Raw genomic sequence first — 14,791 nt, 5'->3', positions numbered from 1 at the left:
TCGCGATGGAAGAAGGTCTGCGTTTCGCGATTCGTGAAGGCGGCCGTACTGTTGGTGCAGGCGTTGTTGCAAGCATCCTGCCTGACGCGTAATAAGTAGTTGGTAGCAAATAGCTAATATTGCCGCGGATGATGGTCATCCGCGGTTCGTTCTTTAAAGGAAAATCATGTCCGCTCCTAGCCAAAAAATCCGTATCCGCCTGAAGGCATTCGACTACCGTCTGATCGACCAGTCCGCACTGGAAATCGTCGATACAGCAAAGCGCACTGGCGCTGTGGTCAAGGGTCCGGTTCCGCTGCCAACACGCATCCAGCGTTTCGACGTTCTGCGTTCCCCGCACGTCAACAAGACTTCGCGTGATCAATTCGAAATTCGTACCCATCAACGTTTGATGGATATCGTTGATCCAACTGACAAGACTGTTGATGCATTGATGAAGCTGGATCTGCCAGCTGGCGTCGATGTAGAAATCAAGCTGCAATAATCACTGTAGCGAGTGTTGTAAAAGTAAAGCTGTGGCAATTTTCTGACATACCACGACACTGTCGGGTATTGCAAATAAAAATTTAAGCAGTTATACTGATCGGCTTCGGTAGAGTCGTGATGGTCATATGGTCATCGCGACTTTGCATATTTTAGTTGTACAAACATCAGCCCCGCCCAATCGCAGGTGGGAATGGAGAAAACAATGAGCCTGGGCCTTGTAGGTCGTAAGGTTGGTATGATGCGTATCTTCACGGAAGACGGGGATTCAATTCCTGTAACCGTGCTGGATGTGTCGAACAACCGCGTGACTCAAATCAAAACACCTGAAGTGGATGGTTATTCCGCTGTTCAGGTCGCATTCGGTCAGCGTCGCGCCTCCCGTGTGACTAAAGCTGCAGCCGGCCACTATGCTAAAGCTGGCGTAGAAGCTGGGACCGTTCTGAAAGAATTCCGTATCGACGCAGCCAAGGCTGCTGAGTTGAAAGCCGGCGACGTCGTCGCAGCCAGCCTGTTTGAAGCTGGTCAAAAGGTGGACGTGCAAGGCGTGTCTATCGGTAAGGGCTACGCTGGTACCATCAAGCGTTACAACTTTGCATCCGGTCGTGCTTCCCACGGTAACTCCCGTTCGCATAACGTGCCAGGTTCGATTGGTATGGCGCAGGATCCAGGTCGCGTGTTCCCTGGTAAGCGCATGACTGGTCATCTGGGTGACGTTACCTGCACAGTACAAAACCTCGAAATTGCCCGCATCGACGCTGAGCGTCAATTGCTGCTGGTCAAGGGTGCAGTTCCTGGTGCAAAGAACGGTCAAGTGATCGTGTCGCCTGCTGTTAAAGTCAAAGTCAAGAAGGGAGCCTAATTCATGGAACTCAAGCTCCTGAATGATCAAGGTCAAGCTGCATCGAACGTCGCTGCTCCTGATACCATTTTTGGTCGTGATTACAATGAAGCCCTGATTCACCAGGTCGTCGTGGCTTACCAAGCCAATGCTCGCAGCGGTAACCGCAAGCAAAAAGACCGTGAAGAAGTGCATCACACAACCAAGAAGCCATGGCGTCAAAAGGGTACTGGCCGTGCACGTGCTGGTATGTCGTCGTCGCCACTGTGGCGCGGCGGTGGTCGTATTTTCCCGAATTCGCCTGACGAAAACTTCTCGCACAAGGTCAACAAGAAGATGTATCGCGCAGGTATCTGCTCGATCCTGTCTCAGTTGGCACGCGAAGGCCGTCTGTCGATCGTCGAGAACTTCTCGGTCGAAGCCCCGAAGACCAAGCTGTTGTCTGAAAAGCTGAAGGTTATGGGTCTGGATTCCGTGCTGGTCATCACTGACAACCTGGAAGAAAACCTGCTGTTGGCATCGCGCAATCTGCCGAACGTGCTGGTTGTTGAGCCACGTCAAGCTGATCCAGTTTCTTTGGTGTTCTACAAGAAAGTGCTGATCACCAAGCAAGCACTGGCAAAGATTGAGGAGTTGCTGGCATGAACGCAATTAAACATAGCGAAGAGCGCTTGATGAAAGTGCTGCTGGCACCAGTGATCTCTGAAAAAGCAACCTTCGTTGCCGAGAAGAACGAACAAGTCGTTTTTCTGGTGACGAAAGATGCAACCAAGCTGGAAGTCAAGGCTGCGGTTGAACTGCTGTTCAAAGTCGAAGTGGAGTCGGTTCAGGTCGCCAATCGCCAAGGTAAGCAAAAGCGCTCCGGTCGTTCGGTCGGTCGTCGTAACCATACCCGTCGCGCATTTGTCAGCCTGAAGCCTGGCCAAGAAATCAACTTCACCGAGGAGGCTAAATAATGGCACTCGTAAAAGTGAAGCCAACCTCGCCTGGTCGGCGCGGTATGGTCAAGGTCGTTAATAGCGACCTGTACAAGGGCCGTCCATTTGCCGGTCTGGTTGAAAAGAAAAACAAGACCGCTGGTCGTAACAACAATGGTCATATCACCACCCGTCATATTGGCGGTGGCCACAAGCAACATTACCGTGTTATCGACTTCCGTCGTAACAAGGACGGTATTGTTGCCAAGGTCGAGCGTATCGAATACGACCCGAACCGTACTGCGCACATTGCACTGTTGTGCTATGCAGACGGTGAGCGCAAGTACATCATCGCGCCGAAGGGCGTTGCTGTTGGCGATCAACTGGTTAGTGGTTCTGAAGCGCCGATCAAGTCAGGTAACGCGCTGCCGATCCGTAATATCCCTGTTGGTACCACTATCCACTGCGTGGAAATGTTGCCAGGCAAGGGTGCTCAGATCGCTCGTACAGCAGGCGCTGCAGTTGTGCTGATGGCACGTGAAGGTACTTACGCTCAGGTGCGTCTGCGCTCCGGTGAAGTGCGCCGCATTCATATCGAATGCCGCGCGACTATCGGTGAAGTCGGTAACGGTGAGCACAATCTGCGCAAGATTGGTAAGGCTGGTGCAATGCGCTGGCGTGGTGTTCGCCCGACAGTGCGTGGTGTGGTCATGAATCCGATCGATCACCCGCACGGTGGTGGTGAAGGTAAGACTGCAGCAGGTCGTCATCCAGTTTCGCCATGGGGCCAGCAGACTAAGGGCAAGAAGACACGCAGCAACAAGCGTACGACTTCCATGATTGTCTCGCGCCGCGGTAAGAAATAAGGATAAAACATGACACGTTCATTGAAAAAAGGTCCATTCTGCGACGCTCACCTGGTCAAAAAGGTAGAGGCTGCTCAAGCGACTAAAGACAAGAAGCCAATCAAGACTTGGTCCCGTCGTTCGACCATCATGCCAGACTTCATCGGCCTGACGATCGCGGTACATAACGGCAAGCAACACGTGCCTGTTTATGTTTCCGAAAACATGGTTGGTCATAAACTCGGCGAGTTCGCGCTGACCCGTACGTTCAAGGGTCACGCTGCGGACAAGAAGGCGAAGAAATAAGGTCCTATGATGGAAACTAAAGCTACTCTGCGTGGTGTGCATCTGTCGGCTCAAAAGGGCCGTCTGGTTGCAGACCTGATCCGCGGCAAAAAAGTTGATCAAGCACTGAATATCTTGGCCTTCAGCCCTAAAAAGGGTGCGGTCATCATCAAGAAGGTTCTGGAGTCCGCGATTGCGAACGCCGAACACAATGATGGCGCCGACATTGACGAGCTCAAGGTCAAGACTATTTATGTGGAAAAGGGTACGGTTCTCAAGCGCTTCACAGCGCGTGCTAAGGGCCGTGGTGATCGTATTTCCAAGCAATCGTGTCACATTTACGTGACTGTCGGAAACTAAGGAGTCACGATGGGACAGAAGATTCATCCAACCGGTTTCCGTCTGGCGGTGACACGCAACTGGGGATCACGTTGGTATGCAGGCAATAACAATTTTGCCGAAATGCTCAACGAAGATCTGAAGGTTCGTGCTTACCTGAAGACCAAACTGAAAAACGCTTCGGTCGGCCGCGTCGTTATTGAGCGTCCAGCCAAGAATGCCCGCATTACCATTTACAGCTCCCGTCCAGGCGTTGTGATTGGCAAGAAGGGTGAAGACATCGAAGTGTTGAAGTCTGCACTCGGCAAGTTGATGGGCGTGCCTGTGCACGTCAACATTGAAGAAATCCGCAAGCCGGAAGCCGATGCGCAACTGATCGCTGACTCGATCGCCCAGCAGCTCGAAAAACGTATCATGTTCCGTCGCGCCATGAAGCGTGCGATGCAGAACGCAATGCGTTTGGGTGCGCAAGGTATCAAGATCATGTCGTCTGGTCGTTTGAACGGTATCGAAATCGCTCGTAAGGAGTGGTATCGCGAAGGCCGTGTGCCTCTGCATACCCTGCGCGCAGATATCGATTATGGTTTCGGCGAAGCACAAACCACCTATGGCATCATCGGTATCAAGGTTTGGGTTTACAAGGGCGATCGTCTGGCAAATGGTGATGCACCAGTATTGGTTGGTGAGCCAGAAGACGATAAGAAGCGTCGCGGTCCACGTCGTGACGATGGCAAGCCAGGTGCTCGTCCTCGTTCGAAGACTGGTGCTCCAGCAGGTGCGGGTGCCAAGCGTGCTCCACGTCAAGCTGCCGATGCCGGTGTGTCGGCTGAGAAAGCAGGAGAATAATCATGCTGCAACCAGCACGTAGAAAATATCGTAAAGAACAAAAGGGTCGCAATACCGGTATCTCGCACTCGCGCGGTACAGCGGTATCGTTTGGTGAATTCGGTCTGAAGGCAGTTGGTCGTGGTCGTATCACGGCACGTCAGATCGAAGCCGCTCGTCGTGCTATGACTCGTCACATCAAGCGTGGCGGTCGTATCTGGATTCGCGTTTTCCCGGACAAGCCAATTTCCCAAAAGCCTGCTGAAGTGCGTATGGGTAATGGTAAGGGTAATCCAGAATACTACGTGGCTGAAATCCAGCCAGGTAAGATGCTGTATGAGATGGACGGTGTTGACGAAGCTCTGGCGCGTGAAGCGTTCCGCTTGGCAGCAGCCAAATTGCCGTTGTCGACGACTTTTGTTGTTCGTCAAGTCGGTCAATAATAGGAGCGGAATATGAAAGCATCTGAACTCCGTGGTAAAGACGAAGAGGCGTTGGCCAAAGAACTGAAAGAGCTGTTGAAGGCTCAATTCAGCTTGCGCATGCAAGTGGCTACGCAGCAACTGAACAATACCGCGCAACTGAAGAAAGTGCGTCGCGACATCGCACGTGTTAAGACAGTCATCAATTCGAAGGGTCAACAATGAACGATCAAGTGAAACAAGCGCTCAAGCGCACGCTGATTGGCAAGGTTGTGTCCGACAAAATGGATAAGACTGTAACCGTGCTGATCGAGCGTCACGTCAAGCACCCGCTGTACGGCAAGATCATCGTGCGCACCAATAAGTACCATGCACACGACGAGTCGAACCAAGCAAAAATGGGCGACACCGTTGAGATTCAAGAAGGTCGTCCAATCTCCAAGACAAAAGCTTGGAGCGTGACACGTGTGGTACAAGTGGCACAAATCGTTTAAGTAGTGCTTGCTGACTCAGCATTATGGTGCCATAATGCTGAGCTCTTCTCTTGATTCGTGATGTTTGTCGAGAGGGAGAGGCAAATAGTAGTTACGTAGCTTAATCGTCCCCTAACTAGCGAGTTCGCTTGCTAACAGGACCAAGACTGACCGCGATTCACATTGTGTGATTTGAGCGGATTAAGTTGGGAAAGAAAATATCATGATTCAAACTGAAAGCCGGCTCGAAGTGGCCGACAACACTGGTGCGCGCGAAGTTTTGTGCATCAAAGTCTTGGGTGGTTCCAAGCGCCGTTACGCAGGCATCGGTGACGTGATTAAAGTTACCGTCAAGAGCGCAGCCCCACGTGGCCGCGTCAAAAAAGGTGAAATTTACAATGCTGTCGTCGTTCGTACCGCTAAGGGCGTGCGTCGTCAGGATGGTTCCCTGGTGAAGTTTGATGGCAATGCTGCTGTCTTGCTGAATGCCAAGCTGGAGCCAATCGGTACCCGTATTTTCGGGCCAGTTACTCGTGAGCTGCGTACAGAGCGCTTCATGAAGATCGTCTCTCTGGCGCCTGAAGTTCTGTAAGGAGTGGTCATGGGAAAGATTCGTAAGAACGATGAAGTCATCGTGCTGACCGGTAAGGATAAAGGTAAGCGCGGTGTGGTAACTCAGCGTGTTAGCGCTGATTACGTTGTTGTTGAAGGCGTCAACGTTGCTAAAAAAGCGACCAAGCCTAATCCAATGACTGGTGCAACTGGCGGCATCGTCGATAAGCTGATGCCAATTCATGTGTCGAATATTGCGTTGTTCAACGCAGCATCCGGCAAGGCAGATCGTGTGGGTTTCAAGGAAGTGGACGGCAAGAAAGTTCGCGCTTACAAATCCAGCGGCGAAGTTGTTAAGGTTTAATAGATCATGGCACGTCTCCAAGAGTTCTATAAAGAAAAAGTCGTTGCCGACTTGACTGCTAAGTACGCTTATAAGTCGGTAATGGAAGTTCCGCGCATTCTGAAGATCACATTGAACATGGGTCTGTCGGAAGCTGTTGCGGATAAGAAAATCATCGAGCACGCTGTCGGCGACCTGACCAAGATTGCTGGTCAAAAGCCGGTCGTGACCAAGGCGCGTAAGGCGATTGCGGGTTTCAAGATCCGTGAAGGCTACCCAATTGGTTGCATGGTGACCCTGCGTGGCGCCCAGATGTACGAGTTCCTGGATCGTTTCATCACCGTGGCTCTGCCACGTGTGCGTGACTTCCGTGGTGTCTCTGGTCGTGCATTCGATGGTCGTGGTAACTACAATATCGGTGTGAAAGAGCAAATCATTTTTCCCGAAATTGAATATGACAAAATCGATGCGCTGCGTGGTCTGAATATCAGCATCACGACTACCGCGAAGACCGACGAAGAAGCCAAAGCGCTCCTCGCCGCATTTAAATTTCCGTTCAGAAACTGAGGCTGCCATGGCAAAACTGGCACTGATTAACCGTGAACAAAAGCGTGCAGATCTGGTAAAGAAATACGCCGGCAAGCGCGCTGAGTTGAAGGCTATTATCGACGACCAATCCAAGTCGGAAGAAGAACGTTACGAAGCGCGTCTGAAGTTGCAAGCGCTGCCACGTAACTCGGCTCCGACTCGCCAACGTAACCGTTGCGCACTGACAGGTCGTCCTCGTGGCACATTCCGTAAATTCGGTTTGGGTCGTATTAAGGTCCGTGAAATCGCCATGCGTGGCGAAATTCCGGGTTTGACAAAAGCTAGCTGGTAATAGGAGAACAAGCTATGAGTATGAGCGATCCTATCGCCGATATGCTGACCCGTATCCGCAATGCGCAAGGCGTGCAAAAGACGACCGTAGAAATGCCGTCGTCCAAGGTCAAAATCGCTATTGCCAACGTCCTTAAGGACGAAGGTTATATCGAAGACTTCGCGGTGGTTGAGGCTGGCGGTAAAGCAGAACTGAAAATCGGCCTGAAGTACTACGCTGGTCGTCCAGTCATTGAGCGCATTGAGCGCGTATCGCGTCCTGGCCTGCGTATTTACAAGGGCAAGGATGAGATTCCTAACGTGATGAACGGCCTGGGTGTGGCGATTGTTTCCACTCCACGTGGCGTCATGACTGATCGCAAAGCGCGCGCTACCGGTGTCGGTGGCGAAGTGATTTGCTACGTGGCCTAAGGAGTGCAATATGTCTCGTGTTGGTAAAATGCCGATTGCACTGCCTAGTGGCGCGGAAGCGACCATTACTGCAGCGCAGATCACAGTAAAAGGCCCTCTGGGCACACTGTCCCATCCATTGACTGGTTTGGTGACTGTGGTAAATGACAATGGCACATTGAATTTCGCAGCTGCCAATGACAGCCGCGAAGCAAATGCAATGTCCGGTACCCTGCGTGCGTTGGTCAATAACATGGTCAACGGTGTCACAAAGGGTTTCGAAAAGAAGCTGAACTTGGTTGGCGTGGGTTTTCGTGCACAAGCACAAGGCGACAAGCTGAATTTGTCGCTGGGCTTTTCGCACCCAGTCGTTCACCAGATGCCACAAGGTATCAAGTGTGAGACCCCGACTCAAACCGAGATCTTAATTAAGGGTATCGACCGCCAGGTAGTTGGCCAGGTCGCCGCTGAAATCCGTGCGTATCGTCAGCCAGAGCCTTATAAGGGCAAGGGCGTTCGTTATTCGGATGAAGTGGTTGTACTCAAAGAAACCAAGAAGAAGTAATAGGGGTTGACGATGGACAAGAAACAATCACGTCTGCGCCGCGCGACTCAAACCCGTGCCAAGATCGCAGAATTAAAGGTCAATCGCCTGGCTGTGCACCGTACCAATACGCACATCTACGCGAGCATCATCGGCCCCGACGCAAACGTTCTGGCTTCGGCATCGACGTTGGAAGCAGAAGTGCGCCAACAGCTGGCTGGTCAGTCGGGCAAGGGTGGCAACGCCGCTGCTGCGACTCTGGTTGGCAAGCGCGTCGCAGAGAAGGCACTGAAAGCTGGAGTCACTGAAGTCGCGTTTGACCGCTCCGGATTCCGTTATCACGGTCGCGTCAAAGCGCTGGCTGAAGCTGCGCGTGAAGCCGGCCTGAAGTTCTAAGGAAAATCATCATGGCAAAAATGCAATCGAAAACGCAAAGCGACAAGCCAGATGATGGCATGCGCGAAAAAATGATCGCGGTCAACCGTGTCACCAAAGTGGTGAAGGGTGGTCGTATCATGGGTTTCGCCGCGCTGGCAGTTGTTGGTGACGGCGATGGCCGTATCGGCATGGGCAAGGGCAAGTCGAAAGAAGTGCCAGTTGCAGTGCAAAAGGCAATGGAAGAAGCCCGTCGCAAGATGATCAAGGTCACCTTGAAGAACGGCACTCTGCAACACACCGTAACTGGTAAGCACGGTGCGTCGTCGGTTCTGATGTCGCCTGCTAAAGACGGTACTGGCGTTATCGCTGGTGGCCCAATGCGCGCAATTTTCGAAGTGATGGGCGTGACTAACGTTGTTGCTAAGTCGAACGGTTCTACCAATCCTTACAACATGGTCCGTGCAACACTCGACGGTTTGTCCAAAATGAATACTCCAGCAGAAATCGCAGCGAAGCGCGGTAAGTCTGTTGAAGATATCCTGGGCTAAGGTGAAACAGATGGCAAACACAATTAAAGTGAAACTGGTCAAGGGTTTGATCGGCACACGTCAAGATCACCGCGCAACTGTGCGTGGTCTGGGTCTGCGTCGCGTCAACTCGGTGTCGGAATTGCAAGACACCCCATCGGTTCGCGGCATGATCAACAAAGTGTCCTATCTTGTGAAAGTGGTGTCGTAAGCCTCGGCTTGCGAACGGAGCAAATCATGGAATTAAACACAATCCAACCCGCAGAAGGCGCAAAGCACTACAAGCGTCGCGTCGGTCGCGGTATCGGTTCCGGTCTGGGTAAGACCGCAGGCCGTGGTCACAAGGGTCAAAAATCGCGTTCAGGCGGTTTCCATAAAGTCGGTTTCGAAGGCGGTCAGATGCCTCTGCAACGTCGTCTGCCAAAGCGTGGCTTCAAGTCGCTGGCAACGCCGTACAAGGCTGAAGTTCGTTTGTCCGATCTGGAAAACCTGCCCGTGGGCGAAGTCGATATCCTGGCATTGAAGCAAGCTGGTGTCGTGCCTGAATTGGCCAAGGTTGTTCGCATTATTTTGTCGGGTAATCTGACCAAGAAAGTAACCGTCAAGGGTTTGATTGCTACCAAAGGTGCGAAGGCTGCGATTGAAGCTGCCGGCGGCTCGGTAGCCTAATCTGACTGTTGACGCGGAGCATTAATTGGCGACTTCCCCCCAACTTGCTAAAGGCGCTGCAAAAGGTTTCCCTTGGGGCCGTTTGTGGTTTTTGCTGGCAGCATTAGTGGTATATCGCATCGGTGCTCACATCCCCGTACCGGGGATTGACCCGACGCAGTTGGCGCAATTGTTTAAACAAAACCAGGGCGGCATCCTGGGCATGTTCAACATGTTCTCTGGTGGTGCCCTGTCGCGTTTCACAATTTTCGCTCTTGGTATCATGCCGTATATTTCGGCGTCGATCATCATGCAGTTGTTGTCGGTGGTGTCTCCACAAATGGAGGCGCTGAAAAAAGAAGGTGAAGCTGGCCGTCGCAAGATTACCCAGTACACCCGTTATGGCACCTTGGTGCTGGCGACGTTCCAGGCACTTGGCATTGCCGTTGCTCTGGAATCTCAAGCCGGTCTGGTGCTGGATCCGGGTCTTGCTTTCCGTCTGACAACGGTCATCACTTTGGTGACAGGCACGATGTTTCTGATGTGGCTGGGCGAGCAGATCACTGAGCGTGGGCTTGGTAACGGCATTTCGATCATCATTTTTGCTGGTATTGCTGCAGGTCTGCCAAATGCTCTGGGTGGCTTGTTTGAGTTGGTGCGTACCGGTTCGATGAGTGCGATTTCGGCGATTTTCATTTGTTTGATTGTGGCTTTCGTGACGTTCATGGTGGTGTTTATTGAACGTGGTCAGCGCAAGATCCTCGTGAATTACGCGAAGCGTCAAGTAGGTAACAAGATTTATGGTGGTCAAAGCAGTCATTTGCCACTGAAGCTGAATATGGCGGGTGTAATTCCCCCTATCTTCGCCTCGTCGATAATCTTGTTTCCTGCGACGATCACAAGTTGGTTCACCTCGGGTGATTCAACCAATCCTGTGATTCGTTTCCTTAAAGATCTGGCCGCATCGATGGCACCAGGCGAACCGATTCACGCTTTGTTGTATGCCATAGCAATTGTTTTCTTCTGCTTTTTCTATACTGCTCTTGTGTTCAATAGCAAAGAAACTGCGGATAACCTGAAGAAGAGTGGTGCGTTTGTTCCCGGTATTCGTCCTGGTGATCAGACTGCCCGCTATATTGACAAGATCCTGATGCGCTTGACGCTGGCTGGTGCGGTCTACATCACACTGGTTTGCTTGATGCCTGAATTCTTGATCGCACGTTGGAAAGTGCCTTTCTACTTCGGTGGAACTTCACTTCTGATTATTGTGGTTGTGACCATGGACTTCATGGCTCAAGTTCAGAATTACGTCATGTCACAACAGTATGAATCGTTGCTTCGTAAGGCAAATTTCAAGGGCGGTATGACCTCGCGGTAAGTGAGGGAGCGTCCAAAGGAACGAAGACGAATGGCAAAAGACGACGTTATTCAGATGCAGGGTGAGATTCTGGAGAATCTTCCGAATGCGACATTTAGAGTTAAGTTGGAAAACGGACATGTTGTGCTCGGCCATATCTCCGGAAAAATGCGGATGAACTATATCCGCATCCTGCCGGGAGATAAGGTGACGGTAGAACTGACCCCTTATGATTTGAGCCGGGCACGAATCGTGTTCCGTACCAAGTAGTGAAACGAACCTAGTATTGAAAGAAAGAGGGCCACAATGAAAGTGCTCGCATCAGTCAAGCGGATTTGCCGCAACTGCAAAATCATCAAGCGCAAAGGCGTAGTTCGTGTTATCTGCACAGAACCGCGTCATAAACAGCGCCAAGGTTAATTTAACGTTATTGATCGAGGAATAACGCATGGCACGTATTGCAGGGGTTAATATCCCCAACCATCAGCACACTGTTATCGGCTTGACAGCCATTTACGGTGTTGGCCGTCCACGTGCGCAAGACATTTGCGCCGCAACAGGTGTTCCGACCAATAAAAAGGTCAAGGATCTGGACGATAACGAACTGGAAAAACTGCGCGACGAAATTGCTAAATTCGTCGTCGAAGGTGACCTGCGTCGCGAACTGTCGATGAACATCAAGCGTTTGATGGACTTGGGCTGCTACCGTGGCCTGCGTCATCGCAAGGGTCTCCCTTGCCGTGGTCAACGTACACGTACCAATGCGCGTACTCGCAAGGGTCCACGTAAGGCAGCTCAATCGTTGAAGAAATAATCTCGGCACCCGCTAGTCGGTTACCGGACTCAAGGAAATAATTATGGCAAAAAGCCCAAATAACGCCGCAGCAGCACGCGTGCGCAAGAAAGTTAAGAAGAACGTTGCAGAAGGTATCGCACACGTTCACGCTTCGTTCAACAATACCATCATCACGATCACTGATCGCCAAGGTAATGCTTTGTCTTGGGCGACTTCGGGTGGTGCTGGTTTCAAGGGTTCGCGTAAATCGACTCCGTTTGCTGCCCAGGTCGCTGCTGAAGCTGCTGGCAAGGTTGCAATCGAATGCGGTATCAAGAATCTGGAAGTGCGTATCAAGGGCCCAGGTCCTGGTCGTGAATCTGCAGTGCGTGCACTGAACAATCTGGGTATCAAGATCACCCAGATCCAGGATGTGACACCAGTGCCACATAACGGTTGCCGCCCTCCAAAGCGTCGTCGTATCTAATCTGTAGTATAATCTTCGGCTTTCGCGGAATTAGTAGTCTCCGCAAAGGTAGTAGAAGCTACCCGCCAATGACCTTGGCGGGTTTTGTTCTTAAGACCACCGTCTGATTGCAGGTAGGTCAGACTAGCGTTTAGCCTCGTGTGAGGCTGGAACGTCATTATTTAAAGGAAAGATCGTGGCACGTTACATTGGACCAAAAGCAAAACTCTCCCGCCGTGAAGGTACCGACCTGTTCTTGAAGAGCGCACGCCGCTCGCTGGATTCAAAGTGCAAGTTGGACTCCAAGCCTGGTCAACACGGTCGCACTTCAGGCGCTCGTACTTCCGACTATGGTAACCAATTGCGGGAAAAGCAAAAGGTTAAGCGTATCTACGGTATTCTGGAGCGCCAATTCCGTCGCTACTTCGCCGAAGCTGACCGTCGTAAGGGCAACACCGGTGAAACACTGTTGAAGTTGCTCGAAGCACGTCTGGACAACGTCGTCTATCGTATGGGCTTCGGTTCGACTCGCGCAGAAGCGCGCCAATTGGTGTCGCACAAGGCGCTGACTGTCAACGGTATCGTCGTCAATATCGCTTCCTACCAAGTCAAGGCAGGCGACGTTGTTGCCGTGCGTGAAAAGGCCAAGAAGCAAGTACGTATCGCTGAAGCGCTGTCGCTGGCTGAGCAATCCGGTTTCCCATCGTGGGTTTCCGTTGATGCCAAGAAATTCGAAGGCACTTTCAAGACTTCGCCGGACCGTAACGAAATCGCTAACGACGTCAACGAATCGTTGATCGTCGAATTGTATTCGCGTTAATCCGTCGTCTAATTTTTCCCGGCCCACCGCTTTGGTGGGCTTTTTTCGACATGCCATCAGCCTTATCGGTGTAACGAACCGAGGGTATTGAAAAGGACATTTCATGCAAAATAGTTTGTTGAAGCCACGTATCATCGAAGTTGAAGCGCTCGGCGCAGGTCACGCTAAAGTCGTGATGGAGCCGTTTGAACGTGGTTATGGCCACACTCTGGGTAACGCGCTGCGTCGCGTCCTGCTGTCTTCAATGATTGGTTATGCACCGACCGAAGTGACTATCGCTGGTGTCGTGCACGAGTACTCGTCGCTGGACGGTGTGCAAGAAGACGTGGTCGATATTCTGTTGAATCTCAAGGGCGTTGTGTTCAAGTTGCACAACCGCGATGAAGTTACGCTTACCCTGAAGAAAGATGGCGAAGGCGTTGTGCTGGCATCCGATATCGATCTGCCACATGATGTTGAACTGATCAATCCTGAGCACGTGATTGCTAACCTGACCGCTGGTGGCAAGCTGGACATGCAAATCAAGGTTGAAAAGGGCCGTGGCTATGTGCCAGGTAACGTTCGTCGCCTGAGCGAAGATACTAACAAGACCATCGGTCGCATCATTCTGGATGCATCGTTCTCGCCAGTGCGCCGTGTGTCGTACGCAGTTGAATCGGCTCGTGTTGAACAACGTACCGATCTGGACAAGCTGGTGATCAACATTGAAACCAATGGCGTGATCACACCGGAAGAAGCAATCCGTCAGTCGGCACGTGTGCTGGTTGATCAGCTCAACGTGTTCGCTGCTCTGGAAGGTACAGAAGCAACTGCTGAAGCGCCATCGCGTGCACCACAAGTTGATCCTATCCTGTTGCGCCCAGTCGACGATCTGGAACTGACAGTGCGTTCGGCCAACTGCCTGAAGGCAGAGAACATTTACTACATTGGTGATCTGATCCAACGTAGCGAAAATGAACTGCTGAAGACGCCAAATCTGGGTCGCAAGTCCTTGAACGAAATCAAGGAAGTACTGGCTTCCCGTGGTTTGACCTTGGGTATGAAGCTGGAAAACTGGCCACCTGCTGGTCTGGAAAAGTAATCAGTAATTTGCTGTAAGGGCGGTCTGCATGCGTGCAGACCGCTTCGCAGTAAAGTTTGTTGTGCCGACAAGCCTGGTAGCAGGCAATAACCCAATCGATACCGGTCCGCGACATCTTTAGACAATGTCGATAGAAGAGCTGGATTAAAACTGTAATCTGAAAGGAAATATCATGCGTCACCGTCACGGTCTCCGTAAGCTTAATCGTACTTCCTCGCATCGTCTGGCGATGCTGCGCAACATGACAGTCTCCCTGCTGCGCCACGAAGCAATCAAGACAACTTTGCCGAAGGCCAAGGAACTGCGCCGTGTTGTTGAGCCTATCCTGACTCTGGGCAAGACCGATACACTGGCGAACAAGCGTCTGGCATTCTCCCGTCTGCGTGATCGCGAAATCGTTGGCAAGCTGTTCTCCGAACTGGGCCCACGCTACGCTACCCGTAACGGTGGTTACCTGCGTATCCTGAAGATGGGTTTCCGCGTTGGCGACAATGCACCGATGGCTTTTGTTGAGCTGGTTGATCGTCCAGAAATCTCTGATGCTGACGTGCCAACTGCAGAGTAATTCTCTCGTTTTCGGTAAAGCCCACTGAACAAGGGC

29 protein-coding genes and 1 pseudogene are annotated in these 14,791 nt (G+C 51.7%); all 30 read left to right on the top strand.

All coding sequences use genetic code 11. The annotated features are described in order from the left end of the window. A pseudogene (locus FHW66_RS21300) lies at positions 1-92 on the top strand (hypothetical protein); the annotation flags it as partial. Between the two features lie 74 nt (positions 93-166). Next, a complete protein-coding gene (gene rpsJ / locus FHW66_RS19810; RefSeq protein WP_008113175.1) occupies positions 167-484 on the top strand; it encodes a 30S ribosomal protein S10 in 318 nt (105 codons plus the stop codon). A 204-nt stretch (positions 485-688) separates the two neighbouring features. Continuing rightward, positions 689-1,345, top strand: coding sequence for a 50S ribosomal protein L3 (gene rplC / locus FHW66_RS19805; protein WP_183381551.1), 657 nt, complete (start codon positions 689-691; stop codon positions 1,343-1,345). A gap of 3 nt (positions 1,346-1,348) precedes the next feature. After that, positions 1,349-1,969, top strand: a complete 621-nt coding sequence (rplD, locus tag FHW66_RS19800) for a 50S ribosomal protein L4 (protein WP_183381550.1) — start codon at positions 1,349-1,351, stop codon at positions 1,967-1,969. Next, on the top strand, positions 1,966-2,280 hold the full coding sequence (gene rplW / locus FHW66_RS19795; RefSeq protein ID WP_183381549.1) for a 50S ribosomal protein L23: 315 nt from the start codon (positions 1,966-1,968) through the stop codon (positions 2,278-2,280). The genes rplD and rplW overlap by 4 nt, the downstream gene beginning before the upstream one ends. Further along, positions 2,280-3,107: a 50S ribosomal protein L2 gene (rplB, locus tag FHW66_RS19790; RefSeq protein WP_183381548.1), complete on the top strand. Its 828-nt coding sequence runs from the start codon at positions 2,280-2,282 to the stop codon at positions 3,105-3,107. Before rplW ends, rplB begins: the two co-directional genes overlap by 1 nt. Before the next feature lie 9 nt (positions 3,108-3,116). Continuing rightward, positions 3,117-3,392 carry a 30S ribosomal protein S19 gene (gene rpsS / locus FHW66_RS19785; protein ID WP_007875308.1) on the top strand — a complete coding sequence of 92 codons (276 nt, stop codon included), beginning with the start codon at positions 3,117-3,119 and terminating at the stop codon, positions 3,390-3,392. A gap of 6 nt (positions 3,393-3,398) precedes the next feature. Further along, positions 3,399-3,731 (top strand): 50S ribosomal protein L22, encoded by a 333-nt coding sequence (gene rplV / locus FHW66_RS19780; RefSeq protein ID WP_183381547.1) that lies wholly within the window; start codon positions 3,399-3,401, stop codon positions 3,729-3,731. A 9-nt stretch (positions 3,732-3,740) separates the two neighbouring features. Then, positions 3,741-4,556, top strand: coding sequence for a 30S ribosomal protein S3 (gene rpsC / locus FHW66_RS19775; RefSeq protein WP_183381546.1), 816 nt, complete (start codon positions 3,741-3,743; stop codon positions 4,554-4,556). A gap of 2 nt (positions 4,557-4,558) precedes the next feature. Further along, entirely contained in the window at positions 4,559-4,978 is a 420-nt protein-coding gene (gene rplP, locus FHW66_RS19770; protein WP_007875315.1) for a 50S ribosomal protein L16, read from the top strand. Positions 4,979-4,990: 12 nt separating this feature from the next. Continuing rightward, positions 4,991-5,182, top strand: coding sequence for a 50S ribosomal protein L29 (gene rpmC, locus FHW66_RS19765; protein ID WP_183381545.1), 192 nt, complete (start codon positions 4,991-4,993; stop codon positions 5,180-5,182). Then, a complete protein-coding gene (gene rpsQ, locus FHW66_RS19760; protein ID WP_183381544.1) occupies positions 5,179-5,451 on the top strand; it encodes a 30S ribosomal protein S17 in 273 nt (90 codons plus the stop codon). The genes rpmC and rpsQ overlap by 4 nt, the downstream gene beginning before the upstream one ends. Positions 5,452-5,653: 202 nt before the next feature. Beyond that, a complete protein-coding gene (rplN, locus tag FHW66_RS19755; protein ID WP_006464924.1) occupies positions 5,654-6,022 on the top strand; it encodes a 50S ribosomal protein L14 in 369 nt (122 codons plus the stop codon). 9 nt (positions 6,023-6,031) lie between these two features. After that, positions 6,032-6,346 carry a 50S ribosomal protein L24 gene (gene rplX, locus FHW66_RS19750; protein WP_183381543.1) on the top strand — a complete coding sequence of 105 codons (315 nt, stop codon included), beginning with the start codon at positions 6,032-6,034 and terminating at the stop codon, positions 6,344-6,346. A 6-nt stretch (positions 6,347-6,352) separates the two neighbouring features. Continuing rightward, positions 6,353-6,892: a 50S ribosomal protein L5 gene (rplE, locus tag FHW66_RS19745; RefSeq protein ID WP_183381542.1), complete on the top strand. Its 540-nt coding sequence runs from the start codon at positions 6,353-6,355 to the stop codon at positions 6,890-6,892. 7 nt (positions 6,893-6,899) lie between these two features. Further along, positions 6,900-7,205: a 30S ribosomal protein S14 gene (rpsN, locus tag FHW66_RS19740; RefSeq protein ID WP_007875333.1), complete on the top strand. Its 306-nt coding sequence runs from the start codon at positions 6,900-6,902 to the stop codon at positions 7,203-7,205. Positions 7,206-7,219: 14 nt separating this feature from the next. Beyond that, entirely contained in the window at positions 7,220-7,615 is a 396-nt protein-coding gene (gene rpsH, locus FHW66_RS19735; RefSeq protein WP_183381541.1) for a 30S ribosomal protein S8, read from the top strand. A 10-nt stretch (positions 7,616-7,625) separates the two neighbouring features. Beyond that, entirely contained in the window at positions 7,626-8,159 is a 534-nt protein-coding gene (gene rplF / locus FHW66_RS19730) for a 50S ribosomal protein L6 (protein ID WP_183381540.1), read from the top strand. 12 nt (positions 8,160-8,171) lie between these two features. After that, positions 8,172-8,534, top strand: a complete 363-nt coding sequence (gene rplR / locus FHW66_RS19725) for a 50S ribosomal protein L18 (protein WP_016836025.1) — start codon at positions 8,172-8,174, stop codon at positions 8,532-8,534. Positions 8,535-8,545: 11 nt separating this feature from the next. Further along, on the top strand, positions 8,546-9,064 hold the full coding sequence (rpsE, locus tag FHW66_RS19720) for a 30S ribosomal protein S5 (protein WP_094565761.1): 519 nt from the start codon (positions 8,546-8,548) through the stop codon (positions 9,062-9,064). Positions 9,065-9,074: 10 nt separating this feature from the next. After that, on the top strand, positions 9,075-9,254 hold the full coding sequence (gene rpmD, locus FHW66_RS19715; protein ID WP_057289740.1) for a 50S ribosomal protein L30: 180 nt from the start codon (positions 9,075-9,077) through the stop codon (positions 9,252-9,254). 26 nt (positions 9,255-9,280) lie between these two features. Next, positions 9,281-9,712 (top strand): 50S ribosomal protein L15, encoded by a 432-nt coding sequence (rplO, locus tag FHW66_RS19710; RefSeq protein WP_183381538.1) that lies wholly within the window; start codon positions 9,281-9,283, stop codon positions 9,710-9,712. A 25-nt stretch (positions 9,713-9,737) separates the two neighbouring features. Next, complete coding sequence (gene secY, locus FHW66_RS19705; RefSeq protein ID WP_183381537.1) at positions 9,738-11,069, top strand: preprotein translocase subunit SecY; 1,332 nt, start codon at positions 9,738-9,740, stop codon at positions 11,067-11,069. A gap of 30 nt (positions 11,070-11,099) precedes the next feature. After that, positions 11,100-11,318, top strand: a complete 219-nt coding sequence (infA, locus tag FHW66_RS19700; RefSeq protein ID WP_005663428.1) for a translation initiation factor IF-1 — start codon at positions 11,100-11,102, stop codon at positions 11,316-11,318. Positions 11,319-11,354: 36 nt separating this feature from the next. Beyond that, the gene (gene rpmJ, locus FHW66_RS19695) at positions 11,355-11,468 is read left to right on the top strand and encodes a 50S ribosomal protein L36 (protein WP_014004415.1); all 114 of its coding nucleotides are present in this window, start codon (positions 11,355-11,357) and stop codon (positions 11,466-11,468) included. A 28-nt stretch (positions 11,469-11,496) separates the two neighbouring features. Next, on the top strand, positions 11,497-11,862 hold the full coding sequence (gene rpsM / locus FHW66_RS19690; RefSeq protein ID WP_183381536.1) for a 30S ribosomal protein S13: 366 nt from the start codon (positions 11,497-11,499) through the stop codon (positions 11,860-11,862). 43 nt (positions 11,863-11,905) lie between these two features. Further along, positions 11,906-12,310 (top strand): 30S ribosomal protein S11, encoded by a 405-nt coding sequence (rpsK, locus tag FHW66_RS19685; RefSeq protein ID WP_016836020.1) that lies wholly within the window; start codon positions 11,906-11,908, stop codon positions 12,308-12,310. A 175-nt stretch (positions 12,311-12,485) separates the two neighbouring features. Then, positions 12,486-13,109 carry a 30S ribosomal protein S4 gene (rpsD, locus tag FHW66_RS19680; protein ID WP_183381535.1) on the top strand — a complete coding sequence of 208 codons (624 nt, stop codon included), beginning with the start codon at positions 12,486-12,488 and terminating at the stop codon, positions 13,107-13,109. 103 nt (positions 13,110-13,212) lie between these two features. After that, positions 13,213-14,190, top strand: coding sequence for a DNA-directed RNA polymerase subunit alpha (gene rpoA / locus FHW66_RS19675; RefSeq protein ID WP_183381534.1), 978 nt, complete (start codon positions 13,213-13,215; stop codon positions 14,188-14,190). Positions 14,191-14,362: 172 nt separating this feature from the next. After that, positions 14,363-14,755, top strand: coding sequence for a 50S ribosomal protein L17 (gene rplQ / locus FHW66_RS19670; protein WP_183381533.1), 393 nt, complete (start codon positions 14,363-14,365; stop codon positions 14,753-14,755). Positions 14,756-14,791 lie beyond the last annotated feature (36 nt).

The sequence above is a fragment of the Herbaspirillum sp. Sphag64 genome, from assembly GCF_014192645.1.
Classification (GTDB): domain Bacteria; phylum Pseudomonadota; class Gammaproteobacteria; order Burkholderiales; family Burkholderiaceae_D; genus Herbaspirillum.
Note: the sequence above shows the minus strand (reverse complement) of the source record. Positions and strands in the feature narration are given on the sequence as shown.

What these genes read in the sequence shown, in the direction of transcription:
- rpsJ (WP_008113175.1), top strand. Translation starts at nt 167, where the DNA reads ATGTCCGCTCCTAGCCAAAAAATCCGTATCCGCCTGAAGGCATTCGAC.
- rplE (WP_183381542.1), top strand. Translation starts at nt 6,353, where the DNA reads ATGGCACGTCTCCAAGAGTTCTATAAAGAAAAAGTCGTTGCCGACTTG.
- rpmD (WP_057289740.1), top strand. Translation starts at nt 9,075, where the DNA reads ATGGCAAACACAATTAAAGTGAAACTGGTCAAGGGTTTGATCGGCACA.
- rpsS (WP_007875308.1), top strand. Translation starts at nt 3,117, where the DNA reads ATGACACGTTCATTGAAAAAAGGTCCATTCTGCGACGCTCACCTGGTC.
- rplX (WP_183381543.1), top strand. Translation starts at nt 6,032, where the DNA reads ATGGGAAAGATTCGTAAGAACGATGAAGTCATCGTGCTGACCGGTAAG.
- infA (WP_005663428.1), top strand. Translation starts at nt 11,100, where the DNA reads ATGGCAAAAGACGACGTTATTCAGATGCAGGGTGAGATTCTGGAGAAT.
- rplN (WP_006464924.1), top strand. Translation starts at nt 5,654, where the DNA reads ATGATTCAAACTGAAAGCCGGCTCGAAGTGGCCGACAACACTGGTGCG.
- rplP (WP_007875315.1), top strand. Translation starts at nt 4,559, where the DNA reads ATGCTGCAACCAGCACGTAGAAAATATCGTAAAGAACAAAAGGGTCGC.
- rpsC (WP_183381546.1), top strand. Translation starts at nt 3,741, where the DNA reads ATGGGACAGAAGATTCATCCAACCGGTTTCCGTCTGGCGGTGACACGC.
- rplC (WP_183381551.1), top strand. Translation starts at nt 689, where the DNA reads ATGAGCCTGGGCCTTGTAGGTCGTAAGGTTGGTATGATGCGTATCTTC.
- rplV (WP_183381547.1), top strand. Translation starts at nt 3,399, where the DNA reads ATGATGGAAACTAAAGCTACTCTGCGTGGTGTGCATCTGTCGGCTCAA.
- rpsQ (WP_183381544.1), top strand. Translation starts at nt 5,179, where the DNA reads ATGAACGATCAAGTGAAACAAGCGCTCAAGCGCACGCTGATTGGCAAG.
- rplD (WP_183381550.1), top strand. Translation starts at nt 1,349, where the DNA reads ATGGAACTCAAGCTCCTGAATGATCAAGGTCAAGCTGCATCGAACGTC.
- rpsE (WP_094565761.1), top strand. Translation starts at nt 8,546, where the DNA reads ATGGCAAAAATGCAATCGAAAACGCAAAGCGACAAGCCAGATGATGGC.
- rplF (WP_183381540.1), top strand. Translation starts at nt 7,626, where the DNA reads ATGTCTCGTGTTGGTAAAATGCCGATTGCACTGCCTAGTGGCGCGGAA.
- rpsK (WP_016836020.1), top strand. Translation starts at nt 11,906, where the DNA reads ATGGCAAAAAGCCCAAATAACGCCGCAGCAGCACGCGTGCGCAAGAAA.
- rpsH (WP_183381541.1), top strand. Translation starts at nt 7,220, where the DNA reads ATGAGTATGAGCGATCCTATCGCCGATATGCTGACCCGTATCCGCAAT.
- rplB (WP_183381548.1), top strand. Translation starts at nt 2,280, where the DNA reads ATGGCACTCGTAAAAGTGAAGCCAACCTCGCCTGGTCGGCGCGGTATG.
- rplO (WP_183381538.1), top strand. Translation starts at nt 9,281, where the DNA reads ATGGAATTAAACACAATCCAACCCGCAGAAGGCGCAAAGCACTACAAG.
- rpsN (WP_007875333.1), top strand. Translation starts at nt 6,900, where the DNA reads ATGGCAAAACTGGCACTGATTAACCGTGAACAAAAGCGTGCAGATCTG.
- rpmC (WP_183381545.1), top strand. Translation starts at nt 4,991, where the DNA reads ATGAAAGCATCTGAACTCCGTGGTAAAGACGAAGAGGCGTTGGCCAAA.
- rplR (WP_016836025.1), top strand. Translation starts at nt 8,172, where the DNA reads ATGGACAAGAAACAATCACGTCTGCGCCGCGCGACTCAAACCCGTGCC.
- rpoA (WP_183381534.1), top strand. Translation starts at nt 13,213, where the DNA reads ATGCAAAATAGTTTGTTGAAGCCACGTATCATCGAAGTTGAAGCGCTC.
- rpsM (WP_183381536.1), top strand. Translation starts at nt 11,497, where the DNA reads ATGGCACGTATTGCAGGGGTTAATATCCCCAACCATCAGCACACTGTT.
- rplW (WP_183381549.1), top strand. Translation starts at nt 1,966, where the DNA reads ATGAACGCAATTAAACATAGCGAAGAGCGCTTGATGAAAGTGCTGCTG.
- rplQ (WP_183381533.1), top strand. Translation starts at nt 14,363, where the DNA reads ATGCGTCACCGTCACGGTCTCCGTAAGCTTAATCGTACTTCCTCGCAT.
- rpmJ (WP_014004415.1), top strand. Translation starts at nt 11,355, where the DNA reads ATGAAAGTGCTCGCATCAGTCAAGCGGATTTGCCGCAACTGCAAAATC.